This window comes from Streptomyces sp. BI87, assembly GCF_025957665.1.
Taxonomy (GTDB): domain Bacteria; phylum Actinomycetota; class Actinomycetes; order Streptomycetales; family Streptomycetaceae; genus Streptomyces; species Streptomyces albidoflavus.
Genome location: NZ_CP110079.1, coordinates 4,198,977 through 4,219,649 on the forward strand (window position 1 = coordinate 4,198,977; position 20,673 = coordinate 4,219,649).

Annotated in this window: 22 protein-coding genes and 1 pseudogene; 21 read left to right on the forward strand and 2 right to left on the reverse strand. The window is 71.7% G+C overall.

The features are described from left to right. Nucleotides 1-31: 31 nt before the first annotated feature. The 10 genes from secY to truA all read left to right on the forward strand — a co-directional run bounded on the left by secY (nt 32) and on the right by truA (nt 7,684). Nucleotides 32-1,345, forward strand: coding sequence for a preprotein translocase subunit SecY (gene secY / locus OIM89_RS18665; protein ID WP_003948623.1), 1,314 nt, complete (start codon nt 32-34; stop codon nt 1,343-1,345). Beyond that, nucleotides 1,345-2,001 carry an adenylate kinase gene (locus OIM89_RS18670; protein ID WP_030695954.1) on the forward strand — a complete coding sequence of 219 codons (657 nt, stop codon included), beginning with the start codon at nt 1,345-1,347 and terminating at the stop codon, nt 1,999-2,001. Before secY ends, OIM89_RS18670 begins: the two co-directional genes overlap by 1 nt. A gap of 146 nt (nt 2,002-2,147) precedes the next feature. Further along, nucleotides 2,148-2,984 (forward strand): type I methionyl aminopeptidase, encoded by an 837-nt coding sequence (gene map, locus OIM89_RS18675; RefSeq protein ID WP_175458293.1) that lies wholly within the window; start codon nt 2,148-2,150, stop codon nt 2,982-2,984. Between the two features lie 246 nt (nt 2,985-3,230). Then, entirely contained in the window at nt 3,231-3,452 is a 222-nt protein-coding gene (infA, locus tag OIM89_RS18680) for a translation initiation factor IF-1 (protein WP_003948620.1), read from the forward strand. Between the two features lie 64 nt (nt 3,453-3,516). Further along, nucleotides 3,517-3,630 (forward strand): 50S ribosomal protein L36, encoded by a 114-nt coding sequence (gene rpmJ / locus OIM89_RS18685; protein WP_003948619.1) that lies wholly within the window; start codon nt 3,517-3,519, stop codon nt 3,628-3,630. A gap of 222 nt (nt 3,631-3,852) precedes the next feature. Further along, complete coding sequence (gene rpsM / locus OIM89_RS18690) at nt 3,853-4,233, forward strand: 30S ribosomal protein S13 (protein WP_023418946.1); 381 nt, start codon at nt 3,853-3,855, stop codon at nt 4,231-4,233. Between the two features lie 65 nt (nt 4,234-4,298). Then, nucleotides 4,299-4,703, forward strand: a complete 405-nt coding sequence (gene rpsK, locus OIM89_RS18695; protein ID WP_003948617.1) for a 30S ribosomal protein S11 — start codon at nt 4,299-4,301, stop codon at nt 4,701-4,703. 161 nt (nt 4,704-4,864) lie between these two features. Further along, nucleotides 4,865-5,887 carry a DNA-directed RNA polymerase subunit alpha gene (locus OIM89_RS18700; protein ID WP_003948616.1) on the forward strand — a complete coding sequence of 341 codons (1,023 nt, stop codon included), beginning with the start codon at nt 4,865-4,867 and terminating at the stop codon, nt 5,885-5,887. Between the two features lie 320 nt (nt 5,888-6,207). Continuing rightward, nucleotides 6,208-6,708 carry a 50S ribosomal protein L17 gene (rplQ, locus tag OIM89_RS18705; RefSeq protein WP_023418947.1) on the forward strand — a complete coding sequence of 167 codons (501 nt, stop codon included), beginning with the start codon at nt 6,208-6,210 and terminating at the stop codon, nt 6,706-6,708. Between the two features lie 88 nt (nt 6,709-6,796). Further along, nucleotides 6,797-7,684, forward strand: coding sequence for a tRNA pseudouridine(38-40) synthase TruA (gene truA, locus OIM89_RS18710; protein ID WP_052230956.1), 888 nt, complete (start codon nt 6,797-6,799; stop codon nt 7,682-7,684). Between the two features lie 10 nt (nt 7,685-7,694). Here the strand turns inward: truA and OIM89_RS18715 are convergent, their stop codons facing one another. Beyond that, nucleotides 7,695-8,573, reverse strand: coding sequence for a hypothetical protein (locus OIM89_RS18715; RefSeq protein ID WP_264491445.1), 879 nt, complete (start codon nt 8,571-8,573; stop codon nt 7,695-7,697). A 310-nt stretch (nt 8,574-8,883) separates the two neighbouring features. Here OIM89_RS18715 and rplM point away from each other — a divergent pair, with 310 nt between their 5' ends. The 3 genes from rplM to glmM all read left to right on the forward strand — a co-directional run bounded on the left by rplM (nt 8,884) and on the right by glmM (nt 11,520). Further along, entirely contained in the window at nt 8,884-9,327 is a 444-nt protein-coding gene (rplM, locus tag OIM89_RS18720) for a 50S ribosomal protein L13 (protein ID WP_003948612.1), read from the forward strand. A gap of 43 nt (nt 9,328-9,370) precedes the next feature. Next, nucleotides 9,371-9,874, forward strand: a complete 504-nt coding sequence (gene rpsI / locus OIM89_RS18725) for a 30S ribosomal protein S9 (RefSeq protein WP_008407256.1) — start codon at nt 9,371-9,373, stop codon at nt 9,872-9,874. Nucleotides 9,875-10,158: 284 nt separating this feature from the next. After that, nucleotides 10,159-11,520, forward strand: coding sequence for a phosphoglucosamine mutase (gene glmM, locus OIM89_RS18730; protein ID WP_030695950.1), 1,362 nt, complete (start codon nt 10,159-10,161; stop codon nt 11,518-11,520). A gap of 78 nt (nt 11,521-11,598) precedes the next feature. Here the strand turns inward: glmM and coaA are convergent, their stop codons facing one another. Next, complete coding sequence (gene coaA / locus OIM89_RS18735) at nt 11,599-12,576, reverse strand: type I pantothenate kinase (RefSeq protein WP_175458295.1); 978 nt, start codon at nt 12,574-12,576, stop codon at nt 11,599-11,601. A gap of 98 nt (nt 12,577-12,674) precedes the next feature. Between coaA and OIM89_RS18740 the strand changes: the two genes are divergently transcribed. From OIM89_RS18740 to OIM89_RS18775, 8 genes and pseudogenes are all read left to right on the forward strand, one after another. After that, nucleotides 12,675-12,998: a hypothetical protein gene (locus OIM89_RS18740; RefSeq protein WP_030695948.1), complete on the forward strand. Its 324-nt coding sequence runs from the start codon at nt 12,675-12,677 to the stop codon at nt 12,996-12,998. Between the two features lie 19 nt (nt 12,999-13,017). Further along, nucleotides 13,018-13,137, forward strand: a pseudogene (locus OIM89_RS18745) (MOSC domain-containing protein); the annotation flags it as partial. Between the two features lie 146 nt (nt 13,138-13,283). After that, nucleotides 13,284-15,185: a glutamine--fructose-6-phosphate transaminase (isomerizing) gene (gene glmS / locus OIM89_RS18750; protein ID WP_257380714.1), complete on the forward strand. Its 1,902-nt coding sequence runs from the start codon at nt 13,284-13,286 to the stop codon at nt 15,183-15,185. A gap of 130 nt (nt 15,186-15,315) precedes the next feature. Beyond that, entirely contained in the window at nt 15,316-16,482 is a 1,167-nt protein-coding gene (locus OIM89_RS18755) for a PP2C family protein-serine/threonine phosphatase (RefSeq protein WP_238469622.1), read from the forward strand. Between the two features lie 29 nt (nt 16,483-16,511). Then, a complete protein-coding gene (locus OIM89_RS18760; RefSeq protein WP_030695945.1) occupies nt 16,512-17,468 on the forward strand; it encodes a GlxA family transcriptional regulator in 957 nt (318 codons plus the stop codon). 119 nt (nt 17,469-17,587) lie between these two features. After that, the gene (gap, locus tag OIM89_RS18765; protein WP_030695944.1) at nt 17,588-18,589 is read left to right on the forward strand and encodes a type I glyceraldehyde-3-phosphate dehydrogenase; all 1,002 of its coding nucleotides are present in this window, start codon (nt 17,588-17,590) and stop codon (nt 18,587-18,589) included. Nucleotides 18,590-18,722: 133 nt separating this feature from the next. Then, entirely contained in the window at nt 18,723-19,091 is a 369-nt protein-coding gene (locus OIM89_RS18770; RefSeq protein WP_030695943.1) for a holo-ACP synthase, read from the forward strand. Nucleotides 19,092-19,095: 4 nt separating this feature from the next. Then, nucleotides 19,096-20,625, forward strand: a complete 1,530-nt coding sequence (locus tag OIM89_RS18775) for an NAD(P)H-hydrate dehydratase (protein ID WP_199919021.1) — start codon at nt 19,096-19,098, stop codon at nt 20,623-20,625. Nucleotides 20,626-20,673: the final 48 nt, after the last annotated feature.

Here is a 20,673-nt window from a genome sequence, read left to right on the forward strand (position 1 = left end):
ACGCACGTGCGCGGGGGTCGCAGGAGGCACCGTGCTCACCGCGTTCGCCCGGGCGTTCAAGACGCCCGACCTGCGCAAGAAGCTGCTCTTCACGCTCGGCATCATCGTCCTCTACCGGATCGGCGCGCACGTACCGATCCCGGGCGTGAGCTACCAGAACGTCCAGATCTGCATGGACCAGGCGAACGCCACCCAGGGCCTCTTCGGCCTGGTGAACATGTTCTCCGGTGGCGCGCTGCTCCAGATCACGATCTTCGCCCTGGGCATCATGCCCTACATCACGGCGAGCATCATTCTCCAGCTGTTGACCGTGGTCATCCCGCGTCTGGAGGCCCTCAAGAAGGAGGGCTCCTCCGGCCAGGCGAAGATCACGCAGTACACCCGGTACCTGACGGTGGCGCTCGCCGTCCTCCAGGGCACCGGCCTGGTCGCGACCGCCCGCAGCGGCTCGCTCTTCCAGGGCTGCCCGGTCGCCGGCGAGATCGTGCCGGACCAGTCGATCTTCGTGACCGCCGTCATGATCCTCACCATGACCGCCGGCACCGCCCTCGTCATGTGGCTCGGTGAGCTCATCACCGACCGCGGCATCGGCAACGGCATGTCGATCCTGATGTTCATCTCGATCGCCGCGAGCTTCCCCGCCTCCCTGTGGGCCATCAAGGAGCAGGGCGACCTGGCCGGCGGCTGGATCGAGTTCGGCACCGTGATCCTGGTGGGTCTCGCCATGGTCGGCCTGGTGGTCTTCGTCGAGCAGGCGCAGCGCCGCATCCCCGTCCAGTACGCGAAGCGGATGATCGGCCGCCGTTCCTACGGCGGTACGTCCACCTACATCCCGCTCAAGGTGAACCAGGCCGGTGTGATCCCGGTCATCTTCGCCTCGTCGCTGCTCTACATCCCCGCGTTGATCGTCCAGTTCTCCAACTCCCAGGCGGGTTGGGCCCAATGGATCAACAACAACCTGGCGGACACGGGCGCGACGGCCCACGTGATCCTGTACTTCTTCCTCATCGTGTTCTTCGCGTTCTTCTACGTGGCCATCTCCTTCAACCCCGAAGAAGTCGCCGACAACATGAAGAAGTATGGTGGGTTCATCCCGGGCATCCGGGCTGGCCGACCGACCGCTGAGTATCTGAGTTACGTGCTCAACCGGATCACCTGGCCGGGTTCGCTGTATCTGGGGCTGATCGCCCTGGTGCCGACGATGGCGTTGGCCGGCTTCGGGGCCAACCAGAACTTCCCGTTCGGCGGGACGAGCATCCTGATCATCGTGGGTGTGGGTCTGGAGACCGTGAAGCAGATCGAGAGCCAGCTTCAGCAGCGCAATTACGAAGGGTTCCTCCGCTGATGCGAATCGTCCTCGTCGGACCGCCTGGTGCCGGCAAGGGAACGCAGGCCGCGTTCCTCGCCAAGAACCTGTCGATCCCGCACATCTCCACGGGTGACTTGTTCCGCGCCAACATCAGCCAGGGCACAGAACTGGGCAAGCAGGCCAAGTCCTACATGGACGCCGGCAACCTCGTCCCCGACGAGGTGACCATCGGCATGGCGGAGGACCGTATGGCCCAGCCGGACGCCGCCAACGGCTTCCTCCTCGACGGCTTCCCCCGGAACGTGTCGCAGGCCAAGGCGCTCGACGAGTCCCTCAAGGCGCAGGGTGTCGCGCTCGACGCGGTCCTGGACCTGGAGGTCCCCGAGGACGAGGTGGTCAAGCGCATCGCCGGCCGCCGCATCTGCCGCAACGACTCCAGCCACGTCTTCCACGTGGAGTACAGCAAGCCCAAGACCGAGGGCGTCTGCGACGTCTGCGGCGGCGAGCTGTACCAGCGCGCGGACGACAAGGAGGAGACCGTCCGCAAGCGGCTCGAGGTCTACCACAACGAGACCGAGCCGATCATCGACCACTACAAGGCCCAGGGCCTCGTGGTGACGATCTCCGCGCTCGGCAAGGTCGACGAGGTCACCGCCCGCGCGATGGCGGCCCTCGGCGCCGACCAGAAGTGACGTAGGGCTACGCGCCCAGCGACGGCCGCGGTCCCCGCCAGGGGCCCGCGGCCGTCGCGCGTCCGGCAGACTGGAAGACGGTGCGTCCCGCGGCCGGTACCGAGGCCGGCGGTGAATCCCGCCCACAATCAGGAGGTTCAAGTCCCGTGGTGCAGATCAAGAGTCCCGAGCAGATCGCCAAGATGCGTGAGGCCGGGCTGGTCGTGGCCGCCATCCACCGTGCCACGCGTGAGGCGGCCGTGCCCGGCGCCACCACCCGGGACCTGGACCAGGTGGCCCGCAAGGTGCTGGAGGAGCACGGGGCCCGCTCCAACTTCCTCGGCTACGGCGGCTTCCCGGCGACCATCTGCACCTCGGTCAACGAGGTCGTGGTGCACGGCATCCCGGACGAGAAGACGGTGCTCGCCGACGGCGACATCATCTCCATCGACTGCGGCGCCATCGTCGACGGCTGGCACGGCGACGCCGCGTACACCGCCTTCGTCGGCTCCGGCCACGCCCCGGAACTGGTCGAGCTCTCCCGGGTGACCGAGGAGTCGATGTGGGCCGGGATCGCCGCGATGAAGCAGGGCAACCGGCTGGTCGACATCTCCCGCGCCATCGAGACGTACATCCGCCGGCAGCCGAAGCCGGGCGGCGGCAAGTACGGGATCGTCGAGGACTACGGCGGCCACGGCATCGGCACCGAGATGCACATGGACCCGCACCTGCTGAACTACGTCGAGCGGCGCCGGGGCAAGGGCCCGAAGCTGGTCCCGGGCTTCTGCCTGGCGATCGAGCCGATGGTGAGCCTCGGCACCCCGAAGACCGAGGTGCTGGAGGACGACTGGACGGTGATCACCACCGACGGGACCTGGTCCTCGCACTGGGAGCACTCGGTGGCCCTCACCGAGCAGGGCCCGCTGGTGCTGACCGCCGAGGACGGCGGCAAGGCGAAGCTGGCCGAGTTCGGGATCGCCACGGCCCCGGACCCGGCGGCCTGATCAGGGTTTTCCGGCGTGCGCGTCCTGTGGGACGGGTGGGCCGGTGGACTCGTCCGTCCGGGCGGGTCCTGCGATGGTCTGCGGCAGGAACGCATAAGGATCAGCGCATCGGGGCATTGTTCCTCGATTCGCCTTTTGCGGGAGGCCTGACGTAGACTGACGCGTCGGCTCTCGTGCATCCGCATGCCTGCATGGGTGTGCAAATGTGACGGAGCCGGTCAAGGTAGTCGATTCGAAGGGCGAAGCGTGGCCAAGAAGCAAGGTGCCATCGAGATCGAGGGCACTGTCGTCGAGTCTCTTCCGAACGCCATGTTCAAGGTTGAGCTCCAGAACGGCCACCAGGTCCTGGCACACATCAGCGGCAAGATGCGTATGCACTACATCCGCATCCTCCCTGACGACCGGGTCGTGGTGGAGCTGTCTCCGTACGACCTGACGCGTGGCCGGATCGTCTACCGGTACAAGTAGATCTTGCCCGCTCGCCACCCCTCTCCCGGGGTGGTGGCCGGCACCTGACCCGGAGAACCTCACCATGAAGGTCAAGCCGAGCGTCAAGAAGATCTGCGACAAGTGCAGGGTGATCCGCCGTCACGGCCGGGTCATGATCATCTGCGACAACCCGCGCCACAAGCAGCGCCAGGGCTGACGTACACCTGCCTCTCGCAGATCACGCGCGACGCACAGCAGTATCACCAAACGCAGTGCCCGCCTCTTCCCGTGGACTGACCACGTGAGAAGGGCGGTACCCCCGGTCGGAGGCCGGGGACCCGTTCCGTTCCATGCCCCTCGGCGGCTTCGACCGCCCCGGTGGATCGGCGGTCGGGAGCGGCACTGCGGCAGACCTCCGACAGACAACTGGAGCCATTAGATGGCACGCGTTTCCGGTGTCGACATCCCGCGCGAGAAGCGTGTGGAGGTCGCCCTCACCTACGTGTTCGGCATCGGCCGGACCCTTTCGCAGCAGACGCTGGAGGCCACCGGCGTCAACCCCAACGCCCGCGTTCGCGACCTGTCCGAAGAGGACCTGGTCAAGATCCGCGAGTACGTGGACAACAACATCAAGACCGAGGGTGACCTCCGTCGCGAGATCCAGGCCGACATCCGCCGCAAGGTCGAGATCGGCTGCTACCAGGGTCTGCGTCACCGCCGTGGCCTGCCCGTCCACGGTCAGCGCACCAGCACCAACGCCCGCACCCGCAAGGGCCCGCGTCGCGCCATCGCCGGTAAGAAGAAGCCGGGCAAGAAGTAGTCCGCAGCGGACGCTCGTCAGCGGTCTTCGCTGTAGGACCGACCACCTCCCACTGGAGATAAGACATGCCCCCCAAGGGACGTCAGGGCGCTGCCAAGAAGGTGCGCCGCAAGGAAAAGAAGAACGTCGCTCACGGCCACGCGCACATCAAGAGCACGTTCAACAACACGATCGTCTCGATCACCGACCCCACGGGCAACGTGATCTCCTGGGCCTCCGCCGGCCACGTCGGCTTCAAGGGCTCGCGCAAGTCCACCCCCTTCGCCGCGCAGATGGCCGCCGAGTCGGCCGCCCGCCGCGCGCAGGAGCACGGCATGCGCAAGGTCGACGTCTTCGTCAAGGGTCCCGGCTCCGGCCGTGAGACCGCGATCCGCTCGCTCCAGGCCACCGGCCTGGAGGTCGGCTCGATCCAGGACGTCACCCCCACCCCGCACAACGGCTGCCGTCCCCCCAAGCGCCGCCGCGTTTGACCGGACCGCCGGGGCGTGAGCCCCGGCCGGCTGTGGGTTTCCGGGCGGTACGGCCGATTCGGCCGTACCGCCCGTACCCTTGAGCAGTGTCATTGCCGGGCTCACCGCCCGGCGGGTCGGGCGTCAAATAGCGGGCGCCCCTGACTGAAGGAACAGAAAGCATGCTGATCGCTCAGCGTCCCTCGTTGACCGAAGAGGTCGTCGACGAATTCCGCTCCCGGTTCGTGATCGAGCCGCTGGAGCCGGGCTTCGGCTACACCCTCGGCAACTCCCTGCGGCGCACGCTGCTCTCCTCGATCCCGGGTGCGGCGGTCACGTCCATCCGCATCGACGGTGTCCTGCACGAGTTCACCACCGTGCCGGGCGTCAAGGAGGACGTCACCGACCTGATCCTCAACATCAAGCAGCTGGTCGTCTCCTCGGAGCACGACGAGCCGGTCGTGATGTACCTGCGCAAGCAGGGCCCGGGTCTGGTCACCGCCGCCGACATCGCGCCCCCGGCCGGTGTCGAGGTGCACAACCCCGACCTGGTGCTCGCCACGCTGAACGCCAAGGGCAAGCTGGAGATGGAGCTGACCGTCGAGCGCGGTCGCGGCTACGTCTCCGCCGTCCAGAACAAGCAGGCGGGCCAGGAGATCGGCCGGGTTCCGGTCGACTCGATCTACTCGCCCGTCCTCAAGGTCACCTACAAGGTCGAGGCGACCCGAGTCGAGCAGCGGACCGACTTCGACAAGCTCATCGTCGACGTCGAGACCAAGCAGGCGATGCGTCCGCGTGACGCCATGGCCTCCGCCGGCAAGACCCTGGTCGAGCTGTTCGGTCTGGCCCGTGAGCTCAACGTCGACGCCGAGGGCATCGACATGGGCCCCTCGCCGACGGACGCCGCGCTCGCGGCCGACCTGGCGCTGCCGATCGAGGAGCTGGAGCTGACGGTTCGCTCCTACAACTGCCTCAAGCGTGAGGGCATCCACTCCGTGGGTGAGCTCGTCGCCCGGTCCGAGGCCGACCTGCTCGACATCCGGAACTTCGGGGCCAAGTCGATCGACGAGGTCAAGGCGAAGCTGGCCGGGATGTCGCTGGCGCTCAAGGACAGCCCGCCCGGATTCGACCCGACCGCCGCCGCTGACGCCTTTGGCGCCGACGACGACGCGGACGCCGGGTTCGTGGAGACCGAGCAGTACTGAGGTTCTGCTCGGCAGGGGTGAGCCTTCGGGCTTGCCCCTGCCGGGGCTCGGGTGTCCTCAAGCGCCGGACGGGCTGGAAAAGATGTCCTCAAGCGCCGGACGGGCTGGATTTCCGGGCTGAGATGTGGCCGGGCTGCCGGGGGATTCCTCGGGGGCGTGGCCGGTTTGAGAAGATGTCCTCAATCGCCGGACGGGCTTTAGGTGGCTCGCCGGGCAGGCTTTCGGCCGACGGTTGAGGTGAGACTCCGGCGGACACAAGTTCGTGCGGACACTGTCATCGGTACCTGGTACGGCCGGTGCAGATCACAAGGAGAAAGACCATGCCGAAGCCCACCAAGGGTGCCCGTCTGGGCGGCAGCGCCGCGCACGAGCGGCTCATGCTCGCGAACCTCGCGCGCTCGCTGTTCGAGCACGGCCGGATCAAGACGACCGAGGCGAAGGCGCGCCGTCTGCGTCCGTACGCCGAGCGTCTGGTCACCAAGGCGAAGAAGGGCGACCTTCACAACCGCCGTCAGGTTCTCCAGGTCATCACGGACAAGAGCGTCGTCCACACGCTCTTCACCGAGATCGGCCCCCGTTACGAGAACCGCCCGGGTGGCTACACCCGGATCACCAAGGTCGGTAACCGCCGTGGCGACAACGCGCCCATGGCCGTCATCGAGCTGGTGGAGGCCCTGACCGTGGCCCAGGAGGCCACTGGCGAGGCCGAGGCCGCGACCAAGCGCGCGGTCAAGGAAGACGCCGCGAGCAAGGACCAGGCCGCCACCGAGGCGCCCGAGGCCGCTGCCGAGGCCAAGGACGACGAGGCGAAGGACGCCTGAGCCGGTCGTACGCGTGTGTGCGGGCCCGTATCCCCTCGGGGGTGCGGGCCCGCCGCCGTACCGGGACGGTGGAGACGAGGATGCGCGGGTGAGCGAGCAGGTGGAGTACACGGAGCGGCGGGACGGGCCCGAGGACGGGCACGTGCGGGTGCGGCTGGACCTCAGTTACGACGGGCGGGACTTCTCCGGCTGGGCCAAGCAGGCCGCGGGCCGGCGGACCGTGCAGGGCGAGATCGAGGACGCCTTGCGGACCGTGACGCGGGCGGGGGAGCGGACGTACGAGCTGACGGTGGCCGGGCGGACCGACTCGGGGGTGCATGCGCGCGGGCAGGTGGCCCACGTGGACCTGCCGGGGGAGGTCTGGGAGGAGCACCGGGAGAAGCTGCTGCGGCGGCTCGCGGGGCGGCTGCCGCACGATGTGCGGATCTGGCGGGTCGCGGAGGCGCCGGCCGGGTTCGACGCGCGGTTCTCGGCGGTCTGGCGGCGGTACGCGTACCGGGTCACCGACCACCCCGGCGGGGTCGACCCGCTGCTGCGCGGGCACGTGCTGTGGCACGACTGGACGCTCGACGTGGAGGCGATGAACGCGGCCTCCGTGGCGCTGCTCGGCGAGCACGACTTCGCGGCGTACTGCAAGCGGCGTGAGGGGGCGACGACCATCCGCACCCTCCAGGAGCTGAGCTGGGAGCGGGACGCGGACGGGATCGTCACGGCGACCGTGCGGGCCGACGCGTTCTGCCACAACATGGTGCGCTCGCTGGTCGGCGCGCTGCTCTTCGTCGGTGACGGCCACCGGCCCGTGGAATGGCCCGGGAAGGTGCTGGCGGCCGGGGTGCGCGACTCCGCGGTGCACGTGGTGCGCCCGCACGGGCTGACCCTGGAGGAGGTCGGCTACCCGGCCGACGAGCTGCTGGCGGCCCGCAACCGGGAGGCCCGCAACAAGCGGACCCTGCCCGGCACCGCCTGCTGCGGCTGAGCGGCCGGGCTCACTGCGCGGCGGCCGCCTGGGACGCCTGGGCGACGCCGCGCCGGTGGATCTGGCGCAGGGTGAATTCGGCCACGTCGTCGCCGGTGGTGAAGACGGCCCGGTCCTGCTTGGTGACGTCGTCGCCGTTGGTGAAGCCGCCGACGGTGAAGTAGACGTAGCGGCCGTAGGCGTTGGCGGTGGAGCGGCAGACCGTGGTGCGGCAGAAGGTGGGGACGCCCTCGCCGGCCAGCGAGGCGACGTTGCCGCTGGTCTCCTCCTTCACCTTGGCGGCCACGTCGGCCGTCTTGAAGGTGGCGACGCCCACGGTGACCGCGACGCCGTCGCGCCGGTAGGTGGCGCGGATCAGCTGCTCGCAGCCGTTCTTGGTGAGGACCTGGCCCAGCGCGCCCTGGGTGCCGCTCGCGCACTTGGTGGTGCGGTGCAGGGCGCCCTTGGCGTACACGCGGTCGCCGACGGTGAGCTTCTTGCCCGGGTAGAGCGAGAGCGCCGTCAGCGGGGCCTTGTCCTTCTCGGCGCTGGAGACGAAGTCCTTCGGGTCCGGCGGGGGCGGCGGGGCCACCTCGGAGAAGGACGGCGCCGGGGCCGTGGTGTCCTCGGGCAGCGTCGAGGAGCTGGAGACCCCGCCGATCGGGTCGGCCGCCTTCGGGTCGTCGCTGTTGGCGCGCACCACCAGGGTCGCGACCAGCGCGGCGACCGCGACCGTGGCGACCGCGCCGCCCCCGATCAGCGTCCAGCGGCGCTTACGTCCCCGCGCCTCGGAGGCCGAGGCGAGCGCCTCCCAGTCCGGCGTGGCCGGCTGCTGCTGCCCGTACGGCTGCTGCCCCTGCGGGCCCCTGTCCCCCTGGCCCCACGGAGGGCCCCCCTGCCCATAGCTCATGGCCCGCATCCTACGACCGGGGTTGGTTATGGTGGAGGGGCGGATACGCCTCGGCTCGCGGTCCGGATCTTCGGGTCCGCCCCGCGCGCACTCGCGTTTTGACCCGTTCGGGGAAACGCGGGTATCGTGCGTGTTCGTTATGTGTATTGGCTTGCTCATTCTCACGTGAGGGGCCCTTACACCGGTCCCACCGGGCCGATGACCAGCGGCAAGCACTCGGATGCGTCACCGATGTGCGGCCAGGGCTGTCGTGATCGTCCGTGGTGGCCATGTCAGGACCCACTCACTGAAGAAGCGAAGGCTACGAACCGTGCGTACGTACAGCCCCAAGCCCGGCGATGTCACCCGCCAGTGGCACGTCATCGATGCCCGGGACGTTGTCCTGGGCCGTCTGGCGACCACTGCCGCCACCCTCCTGCGGGGCAAGCACAAGCCGATCTACGCCCCCCACGTCGACACCGGTGACTTCGTCGTCATCATCAACGCCGACAAGATCCACCTCTCGGGCAACAAGCGCACCCAGAAGATGGCGTACCGCCACTCCGGTTACCCGGGCGGTCTGCGCTCGGTGCGCTACGACGAGCTGATGGACAAGAACCCCGAGAAGGCCGTCGAGAAGGCCGTCAAGGGCATGCTCCCGAAGAACACCCTGGGCCGTCAGATGCTCTCGAAGCTGAAGGTCTACGCGGGCGAGCAGCACCCGCACGCTGCCCAGCAGCCGGTGCCGTTCGAGATCACCCAGGTCGCGCAGTAGTTCCGGCCACACCCCTAAGACTGAAACGAATCTGAGGAGAATCGTGGCCGAGACCACCGCCGAGCTCCCCCTCGACGACATCGAGCAGTACACCACCGAGTCCGAGACCCCCGAGGGCGACTACACCTCGGAGTCCCTCGCGTCCGGCTTCGGTGAGCCCCAGCCGGCCGCCGGCCTGGGCCGCCGCAAGAACGCCATCGCCCGCGTCCGGATCGTTCCGGGCACCGGCAAGTGGAAGATCAACGGCCGCACCCTCGAGGACTACTTCCCCAACAAGGTGCACCAGCAGGAAGTCAACGAGCCCTTCAAGGTGCTCGAGCTCGAAGGCCGTTACGACGTCATCGCCCGCATCTCGGGTGGCGGCGTCTCCGGTCAGGCCGGTGCCCTGCGCCTCGGCGTGGCCCGCGCGCTGAACGAGGCCGACGTGGACAACAACCGCGGCGCCCTCAAGAAGGCCGGCTTCCTCACGCGTGACGACCGCGCGGTCGAGCGCAAGAAGGCCGGTCTCAAGAAGGCCCGCAAGGCCCCGCAGTACAGCAAGCGCTAAATCGCTCGCTGCTCTCGCGACGCCTCGCCCCGGCGGCACGTGCTGTGCCGCCGGGGCGTACGTCTATCTGTTCCCGGTCTGTGTGCCCCCGCGAGGGTGCGGACCGGGAATCTCGGGCATACGGGGCTGTACGCGCCGTGCGATCACCGGTCGTGCAGCCGTATGCCGTACAACGGTATGAAGCATGAGCACGGGCCCCGGCATGCCCGCGTCGCGTTCGCGCATCCGCGCGTCCGTCGTACGTGCGCGCGGCCGGCGGGCCCTGAGGTTCGGAGGACACACCAGTGGGACGACTCTTCGGCACGGACGGGGTACGCGGCGTCGCCAACGCGGATCTGACGGCGGAGCTGGCGCTCGGCCTGTCGGTCGCGGCGGCGCACGTGCTCGCCGAGGCGGGCACGGCGAGCACCGGTCACCGGCAGGTGGCCGTGGTGGGGCGGGACCCCCGGGCGTCCGGTGAGTTCCTGGAGGCCGCGGTCGTCGCGGGCCTGGCCAGTGCCGGGGTGGACGTGCTGCGGGTCGGCGTGCTGCCGACGCCCGCGGTGGCGTACCTCACGGGTGCGCTCGGCGCGGACCTCGGTGTGATGCTCTCCGCCAGCCACAACGCGATGCCCGACAACGGCATCAAGTTCTTCGCCCGCGGCGGGCACAAGCTCGCCGACGAGCTGGAGGACCGGATCGAGGCGCTGTACGAGGAGCACCGTACCGGCGCCGCCTGGGAGCGGCCCACCGGCGCGGGCGTCGGCCGGGTCCGCGACTACGACGAGGGGTTCGACCAGTACGTCGCGCACCTCATCGGGGTGCTGCCCAACCGCCTCGACGGCCTGAAGATCGTGCTGGACGAGGCGCACGGCGCGGCCGCCCGCGTCTCGCCCGAGGCGTTCGCCCGGGCCGGGGCCGAGGTCGTCACCATCGGTGCCGACCCCGACGGCCTCAACATCAACGACGGCTGCGGCTCCACCCACATGGAGCTGCTGCGCGCCGCCGTGGTCGAGCACGGCGCCCACCTGGGCATCGCCCACGACGGCGACGCCGACCGGTGCCTGGCGGTCGACGCCGAGGGCCGGGAGATCGACGGCGACCAGATCCTCGCGGTGCTGGCCCTGTCGATGCGCGAGCACGGCGGGCTGCGCTCGCAGACCGTGGTGGCCACCGTCATGTCCAACCTCGGCTTCAAGCTGGCGCTGGAGCGCGAGGGCATCTCCCTGGTCCAGACGGCGGTCGGCGACCGGTACGTCCTGGAGGAGATGAAGGAGCACGGCTACGCGCTGGGCGGCGAGCAGTCCGGCCACGTCATCATCCTCGACCACGCCACCACCGGCGACGGCACCCTGACCGGCCTGATGCTGGCGGCCCGGGTCGCCGAGACCGGCCGTCCGCTGGCCGAGCTGGCCGGAGTCATGGAGCGGCTGCCGCAGGTCCTGGTCAACGTGCCCGACGTGGACCGCAGCCGGGTGACCACCTCGGCCGAGCTGGCCTCGGCGGTGGCCCGGGCCGAGCAGGAGCTGGGCGCGACCGGCCGGGTGCTGCTGCGCCCCTCGGGGACCGAGCCGCTGGTGCGGGTCATGGTCGAGGCCGCCGACATCGAGCAGGCCGGGGCCATCGCGGGGCGGCTGGCGGATGTGGTGAAGTCGGCGCTCGGATAAGGCGGTCGGGGCTGCGCCCCGCTTGTCGGACGTCCCGTCACCGGGTCCCGGTGACGGGACGTTCCGCGTGCGGGGGGCCTACAGCTTCCGCAGGCTCAGCTTGCGGACCTTGTGGTCCGGGCCCTTCCTTATGACCAGGTTGGCGCGGCCCCGGGTGGGGGCGACGTTCTCCACCAGGTTGGGCAGGTTGATGGTGCGCCAGGTGGTGCGCGCGTAGTCGAGCGCTTCCTCCTCGCTGACCTGGGTGTAGCGGCGGAAGTACGAGGACGGGTCCTGGAAGGCGGTGGCGCGCAGCTTGCGGAAGCGGTTGAGGTACCAGCGCTCGATGTCCTCGGGGCGCGCGTCGACGTAGACGCTGAAGTCGAAGTGGTCGGCGAGGCCGACCCGGGTGCGGCCGTCCTTGCCGGGCAGGGCGGGCTGGAGGACGTTGAGCCCCTCGACGATGAGGATGTCGGGCCGGTTCACGGTCAGGCGGCGGTCCGGGACGATGTCGTAGACCAGGTGCGAGTAGACCGGCGCGGTCACCTGGTCCTTGCCGGCCTTGATGTCGGCGACGAAGCGGGTCAGCGCCCGCCGGTCGTACGACTCCGGGAAGCCTTTGCGGGCGGTGAGGCCGCGGGCGCGCAGCTCGGCCATGGGGAGCAGGAAGCCGTCGGTGGTGACCAGCTCCACCCGGGGGTGTTCGGGCCAGCGGGCGAGGAGCGCCTGGAGCAGACGGGCCACCGTGGACTTCCCGACGGCGACGCTGCCCGCGACGCCGATCACGAACGGGGTGCCGGACTGCTCGCCCTTCTCGCCGAGGAAGGTGTTGAGCGCCGAGCGCAGGCCGTCGGTGGCGCCCACGTAGAGGTTGAGCAGGCGTGAGAGCGGCAGGTAGATGTCCCGGACCTCGTCGAGGTCGATCACGTCCCCGAGGCCGCGCAACTTTTCGACTTCTTCGGCGGTCAGAGGCAGCGGAGTCTTCTCACGAAGAGCGCTCCACTGCTCGCGGGTGAGGTCCACGTAGGGAGTCGCCTCCGGCTTGCGGTGGGCGCTCCGGGACTCGGGAGTGATCACCCCCTCATTGTTGCGGCTGTGTGAACGCCGTGGGGGGTGGGTTCGGTCACGTGGCCGAACGGACGGGACGACCGAAGGGGGACGGAATGGGGCACGCGATGAGCACGGGAGCCGTCGGCGGGGCGTACGGGGCGGGCGGTGTGGTCTGGTTCGCCGTGGGGAGCGCCGGGGCGGCTCCGGCCGTGCGGCGGGGGCCGCTGGCGGCCTGGCGCCGGTGGCGGGGCGGGGCGCAGGCGCGCCGGGACCGGGCGCTGCTCGCCCGCTCGGCGGTGGTCGCGGAGCTGGCGCGGGAGCTGCCCGACGAGGACTTCGGGGAGTACCTGGAGGACGCGGTGGTGCTCTACCACGACGGCAGCAAGCCGTACGCGGAGGAGGCCGAGTACCTCGACCTGGTGGAGGACGCGCTCGACCGGGTGGGGTGAGCGGGGCGGGAAGGGGTGCGGTGCGTTCGTCCGCAGGGCCGGGATCGTGCGCGTCGTCCGCACCGGCGGCACCCTCCGTCCGGGCGATCCGGTCGGCGTGGAACTGCCCGCCGGCGAGCTCCGCCCGCTCGAACGTGTCCGACCTGCAAGGGAGTTGCTCCGGCGAGGGGCGGCGAGCGCGCCGCGCGCGAAAACGGTCGCTCATCGTACAAGAGCGCTCACTCTGCGAACATGCGAACCGGTCGCCGTACGGGCGGCCTGCGGCGTGGGCGAAAGGGTGCGCGAATGTGCGGGATCGTGGGCTATGTCGGGGCGCAGTCGGCGCTCGACGTCGTACTCGCCGGGCTGCGGCGGCTGGAGTACCGGGGGTACGACTCGGCGGGCGTCGCCGTCCTCGCCGGGGACCAGGTCGCCTGCGTCAAGAAGGCCGGCAAGCTCTCGCAGCTGGAGAAGGCCCTGGTCGACGACCCGCTGCCCGGCTGTGACGCCACCGGTGACGGGCACGGCGGCGCCACCGGCATCGGCCACACCCGCTGGGCCACCCACGGCGGCCCCACCGACACCAACGCCCACCCGCACCTCGACGCGAGCGGCCGCTGCGCCGTCGTCCACAACGGCATCATCGAGAACTTCGCCGCCCTCCGCGAGGAGCTGGCCGCCCGGGGCGCCGAGGTCCGCTCGCAGACCGACAGCGAGGTCGCCGCCCACCTGCTCGCCGAGGAGTACGCGGCGCTGGAGGGCACGGGCCGGGAGGGCGGGCCCCGCCTCGCGGGGGCGCTGCGGGCCGTCTGCCGCCGGCTGGAGGGCGCGTTCACGCTGGTCGCGCTGCACGCGGACGTGCCGGACGTGATCGTGGGGGCGCGCCGCAACTCGCCGCTGGTCGTCGGCTGCGGCGAGGGCGAGGCCTTCCTCGCCTCCGACGTCTCCGCCTTCATCGACCACACCCGCACCGCCATGGAACTGGGCCAGGACCAGGTGGTCGAGGTCCACCCGGACCGTGCCGTCGTCACCGGCTTCGACGGGTCACCGGCGGACGCCCGCACCTACCGCGTCGACTGGGACGCCTCCGCCGCCGAGAAGGACGGCTACGACTCCTTCATGCTCAAGGAGATCGCCGAGCAGCCCAAGGCCGTCGCCGACACCCTCCTCGGCCGCCTCGACCCGGCCCTCGGCACCCTCAGCCTCGGCGCGGAACTGGGCCTGGACCCGGCCGTCCTGCGCGAGGCCGAGAAGGTCGTCGTCATCGCCTGCGGCACCGCCCACCACGCCGGCCTCGTCGCCCGCCTCGCCGTCGAACGCTGGGCCCAGCTGCCCTGCGAGGTCGAGCTGGCCAGTGAGTTCCGCTACCGGGACCCCATCGTCGGCCCGCGCACCCTGGTGGTCGCCGTCTCCCAGTCCGGGGAGACCGCCGACACCCTGATGGCCCTGCGCCACGCCCGCGAACAGGGCGCGACCGTCCTCGCCGTCTGCAACACCAACGGCTCGACGATCCCGCGCGAGTCCGACGCCGTCCTCTACACCCACGCCGGCCCCGAGGTCGCCGTCGCCTCCACCAAGGCGTTCCTCACCCAGCTCGTCGTCTGCCTCCTCCTCGCCCTCCACCTGGGCGAGGTACGGCGCGGCCCCTCCGACGAACTCCGCGAGGCCGCCCGGGCGCTGGGCCGCGCCCCCGAGGACGTCGCCGCCGTCCTCGCCACCATGGAGCCGGTACGCGAACTGGCCCGCGGCCTCGCCCACAAGGAGACGGTGCTCTTCCTCGGCCGCCACTCCGGCTACCCGGTCGCCCTCGAAGGCGCCCTCAAGCTCAAGGAGCTGGCCTACTTCCACGCCGAGGGTTTCGCCGCCGGGGAGCTGAAGCACGGCCCGATCGCCCTCATCGAACCCGATCTCCCGGTCATCGTCGTCGTCCCGTCACCGGCCACCTCCGCCCTCCTCCACGGCAAGATCGTCTCCAACATCCAGGAGATCCGCGCTCGCGGCGCCCGCACGATCGTGCTCGCGGAGAAGGGCGACGAGGCCGTGGCCCCCTACGCCGACCACCTGATCCGCCTCCCGGCCGTGCCGCCGCTGATCCAGCCCCTGGTGGCGGCGGTGCCGTTGCAGGTGTTCGCCTGCGAGCTGGCGACGGCCCGGGGGAACGACGTGGACCAGCCGAGGAACCTGGCGAAGTCGGTCACGGTGGAGTGAGGGCCGGGGCGGCCGGGGTGGCCGCTGCCTGACCGGGCGTACCGGGCTGAGTCTGCGGCCGGAGGCCCCTACCACCGAGTTGTGGCGTGGCTGCGGGAAGCGGGAGTACCGGACGGTCACACTGCGGGGCATGGGTGAGGGATCTTCCGCCGCCGAGGTGCGGGCGGCCGGGGCGGTGCGGCGGTTCTCGGGCGGGGTGCGGGGGCCGTGGCTGTTGCGGGCGGAGCGGTGGGGCTGGGTGGTGCCCGCCGTGTTCTTCGTGGTGGTGGGGGTGGTGGGGTTCTGGGTGCGGCGCTCGGCAGATGTCGAGAACTGGCTGCTGATGGTGCCCCTGCTGGCGGCGGCCCTGTGCTCGCCCCGGGTGACAGCCCTCTTCGGCGTGCTCGCCCTGCTGCTGAACCGGCTGTTCACGGTGGTGGCGCCGGGGCCGAACCTCCGGGTGGAGAGCTTCCTGCTGGACCTGTGCGTGGTCACGGTCGCGGTCCTGGTGGCCGTGCTGCGCTCCCGTACCCGGGACTATGTCGTCCGGCTCCAGACCGCGGTGCTCGCCGCCCGGGAGGTGGTGGTGCGGCCCATCCCGCGTGGCTGGGGAGGGGTGGAGTCGGCCACCTCGTACCTGCCCGCCGACACCGAGGCCCGGATGGGCGGCGACTTCTACGACGTGCTGACCACCCCGCACGGGGCGCGGATCGTTCTCGGCGACGTCCAGGGGAAAGGGGTGGCCTCCCTGTCGACGGCCGGGGCCGTCGTGGGTGCCTTCCGCGAGGCCGGCTACCACGAGCGGGACATGGCCGTGGTCGCCGCCCGCGTCGAGGACGGCCTGCGCCGCCACAACGCGCTCCTGGCCGCCGTCGACCCGGGCCACGAGCCGCGCTTCGTCACCGCCGTCGTCATCGGCTTCCTCGGTGACGGCCGCCACGCCGAGGTCGTCAACTTCGGCCACGAGGGGCCGCTCGTCCTCGGCCCCGGCGGAGTACGGCACCTCCCCGAGGGCCAGAACCCCCCGCTCGGCCTGGCCGAACTCACCGGCAGCGGCCCGGCCAGGATCAGCCGCGTCCCCCTGGCGCCGGGGGAGACGGTCCTGCTGGTCACCGACGGCGTCACCGAGGCCCGCGACCGCCAGGGCGCGTTCTTCCCCCTCGCCGCCTGGGCCCGCGACCTTGTGGCCTCGGACGCCGGACGGCGGACCACGGCGCCCGACGCGCTGCTCGACCGGCTCGTCGGAGACCTGGCCGACCACACCGCGGGCCACCTGGCGGACGACGCCACCCTCCTCGCCGTCCGCCGCACCGCCTGACGCTTCGCGGCCCCACGTACCCTCGTCCCGTGCCGCCTTCCCCCCTCCACCGCGTAGCCGTCCTCGTGCTCGAAGGGGCCAAGCCGCTCGATGTCGGGATTCCGGCGCAGGTGTTCACGACGCGGGCGAGCATGCCGTACGAGGTGCGGGTGTGCGGGGCGGCGCCGGGGCTGGTGGCCGGGGGTGACGGGCTGGCGTACCACGTGGAGCACGGGCTCTCCGCGCTCGGCTGGGCCGACATCGTCTTCGTGCCCGGGTACCGGCGTCCGGACCGGGAGGACCCGCCGCCGGCCGTCGTGGCGGCACTGGTCGGGGCGCACGTGCGCGGGGCGCGGCTCGCCGCCATCTCGACGGGGGCCTTCGCGCTCGCCGCGACGGGGCTGCTCGACGGGCGGCGGGCGACGACGCACTGGCACTACACGCGGGCGCTCGCGGCCCGGTACCCGCTGGTCCAGGTCGACGAGAACGTGCTCTTCGTGGACGAGGGGACGGTGCTGACCTCGGCCGGGGCCGCCTCCGGGATCGACCTGTGCCTGCACATCCTGCGCGGGGACCTCGGCGTGGCCGCCTCCAACCACGCGGCCCGCCGGCTGGTGGCGGCGCCGTACCGCAGCGGCGGGCAGGCGCAGTACGTGCCGCGGAGCGTGCCCGAGCCGCTGGGGGAGCGGTTCGCGGAGACGCGGGAGTGGGCGCTGTACCGGCTCGGCGAGCCCCTCACCCTCGACCTGCTGGCGCGTCAGGCCGGGGTCTCGGCGCGTACGTTCTCCCGGCGCTTCGTCGAGGAGACCGGCTACACGCCGATGCAGTGGGTGATGCGGGCCCGGCTCGACCTCGCCCGGGAACTCCTCGAACGCTCCGAGCGCAGCGTCGAGCAGATCGCCGCCGACGTGGGCCTCGGCACCGGCGCCAACCTGCGCCTCCACTTCCAGCGCATCCTCGGCACCACCCCGAGCGAGTACCGGCGGACCTTCACGCGGGGCGAGTGACGCGTCCCGCCGCCTGTTGGCGAGATCCTCGCGAACCATGGCGATCCCGCCACTGTCGGCGGCGCGACCGGAGAACGACGCTGGTGGGACGGGACAGAAGCACAAGGGAGAGCACCCTCATGACCACTCGCATCGCCATCAACGGCTTCGGCCGCATCGGCCGCAACGTGCTGCGCGCACTGCTGGAGCGCGACACCACCCTGGAGGTCGTCGCCGTCAACGACCTCACCGAGCCCACCGCCCTCGCCCGGCTGCTCGCCTTCGACTCGACCTCCGGCCGCCTCGGCCGCCCGGTCACCGCCGACGGCGACACCCTCGTGGTCGACGGCCACCGCATCAAGGTGCTGGCCGAACGCGACCCGGCGCAGCTGCCCTGGGCCGACCTGGATGTCGACCTCGTCCTGGAGGCCACCGGCCGCTTCACCTCGGCCAAGGCCGCCCGCGCCCACCTCGACGCGGGCGCGCGCAAGGTCCTGGTCAGCGCCCCCTCCGACGGTGCCGACGTCACCCTGGCCTACGGCGTCAACACCGAGGCGTACGACCCGGCCGCGCACACCGTCGTCTCCAACGCCTCCTGCACCACCAACGCGCTGGCCCCGCTCGCCGCCGTACTCGACGAACTCGCCGGGATCGAGCACGGGTTCATGACCACGGTGCACGCCTACACCCAGGAGCAGAACCTCCAGGACGGCCCGCACCGCGACCCCCGCCGCGCCCGCGCCGCCGGCGTCAACATCGTCCCCACCACGACCGGCGCGGCCAAGGCCATCGGCCTGGTGCTGCCGGCTCTCGACGGCAAGCTGTCGGGCGACTCGATCCGCGTCCCGGTCCCGGTCGGCTCGATTGTCGAGCTGAACACGACCGTCGCCCGCGACGTCACCCGCGACGACGTGCTCGCCGCCTACCGCAAGGCGGCGGACGGCCCCCTGGCCGGCGTCCTGGAGTACTCGGAGGACCCCCTGGTCTCCTCCGACATCACCGGCAACCCGGCCTCGTCCATCTTCGACTCGGCGCTGACCCGGGTGGACGGGCGCCACGTGAAGGTCGTCGCCTGGTACGACAACGAGTGGGGCTTCTCGAACCGGGTGATCGACTCGCTGGAGCTGCTGGCGCGGGGGTGAGGCCAGGCTGAGACGGGGCGCGGTCCACCGCCCGTGATCGGGAGCTCTCCAGCCCGGCCTAGCATGGAGCGGTCGGCAGAAGGATGAGCGGCAGGCGTGCAGCGGTTGCCCCGGACCTCCGTGAGGTAGCCCCATGATCATCGGCGTAGGCATCGACGTGGCCGAGATCGAGCGTTTCGCCGCCTCGCTTCAGCGCACCCCCGCCCTCCACGACCGGCTCTTCGTCGCCGCCGAGCTGGTCACCCCCAGTGGCGACCGGCGTGGCCCCGCCTCCCTCGCCGCCCGTTTCGCGGCCAAGGAAGCCGTGGCCAAGGCGCTCGGGGCGCCGGCCGGGCTGCTCTGGACGGACTGCGAGGTGTACGCCGAGGACACCGGGCGGCCCCGGTTGCGGGTGCGCGGGACGGTGGCGGCGCGGGCGGCGGAGCTGGGGGTGACCGGGTGGCATGTGTCGCTCAGTCACGACGCGGGAGTGGCGTCCGCCGTGGTGATCGCGGAAGGTTGAGGCCATGCGACATGCCCACAGCGTGCAAGCCGTCCGTGCTGCCGAGAGTGAGTTGATGGCGCGGTTGCCCGAGGGGGCGCTCATGCAGCGCGCCGCCGCCGGGCTGGCCGCCGCCTGCGCCGCCCTGCTGGCGGGGCGCGGACCCGTACCCGCCGTACGTCCCGGGCGCGGTCCCGGGGTGTACGGGGCGCGGGTCGTCCTGCTGATCGGCGCCGGGGGCAACGGCGGCGACGCCCTGTACGCCGGCGCGCGCCTGGTACGGCGCGGGGCCGGGGTGACCGCCCTGCTGCTCGCCCCGGCCAAGGCGCACGCGGGCGGGCTGGCCGCGCTGGCGGCCGCCGGGGGCGAGATCATCGAGACGGCGGAGGAGACGGCGACCGATCCCGCCTACGCCGCCCACTGGCACCACGTCGAGCGGATGCTGACCCGCGCCGACCTGGTGGTGGACGGGATCACCGGACTCGGCGGGCACGGCGGGCTGCGGACCGGCGCGGCACGGCTGGCGCACGCCGCCGAGGCCGACAAGGTGCCCGTCGTGGCCGTCGACCTGCCGAGCGGGGTCGACGCCGACACCGGCGAGGTGCACGGGCCCGCCGTCACCGCCGACCTCACCGTCACCTTCGGTACGCACAAGCCGGGGCTGCTGGTCGACCCGGCCCGGGAGCACGCGGGCACGGTCCGCCTCATCGACATCGGCCTCGACCTGCCGGGACCGGCGGCGGCCGAGGCCTTGCAGCACGCCGACGTGGCCGCGCTGCTACCGCGTCCGGCGCCGGAGAGCGACAAGTACCGGCGGGGTGTGGTGGGGATCTGCGCCGGGTCGGCGCGTTATCCGGGGGCCGCCGTGCTGTGCGTGCACGGGGCGCTGCGGACCGGGGCGGGGGCCGTGCGGTACGCGGGTCCCGGGGACCAGGCGGTGGTCGCGCGGCATCCCGAGACGCTGGTCAGCGCCGGGCTGCCGTCCGAGGCGGGGCGGGTGCAGGCGTGGGTGGTCGGGCCGGGGCTGGGGGAGGACGAGGAGGCCGGGCGGCGCGTCGCCGACGTGCTGGCGCAGGACGTGCCCGTACTCGTCGACGCCGACGGCCTGCGCTTCCTCGACCGGGAGCGGCTGCGGGCCCGTACCGCGCCGACCCTGCTCACCCCGCACGCGGGTGAGGCGGCCCGGCTGCTCGGCGTCGAGCGGGAACACGTGGAGGCGGCCCGGCTGGCCTCGGTGCGGCGGCTGGCGCTGGAGTACGGGGCGACGGTGCTGCTGAAGGGCTCGACCACGCTGGTGGCCGCGCCCGACGAGTCGATGCCGGTCCGCGTCAACGCCACCGGCACGCCGTGGCTGGCCACCGCCGGTTCCGGCGACGTGCTCTCCGGCGTCGTCGGCTCCCTGCTGGCCGCCGGCCTCTCCGCCCGTGACGCCGCCTCGGCCGGGGCGTACCTGCACGGCCTCGCCGCCCGCCACGCGGCCGACGGCGCCCCGGTCGACGCGCAGGACGTGGCCGGCGCGCTCCCGGCGGCCTGGCGGGACGTCAAGCGGGGCTGAAGGCGGGCGGGGAGCCCTGCCTCGTGTTCACCCCGCCCGGCCTCCCGC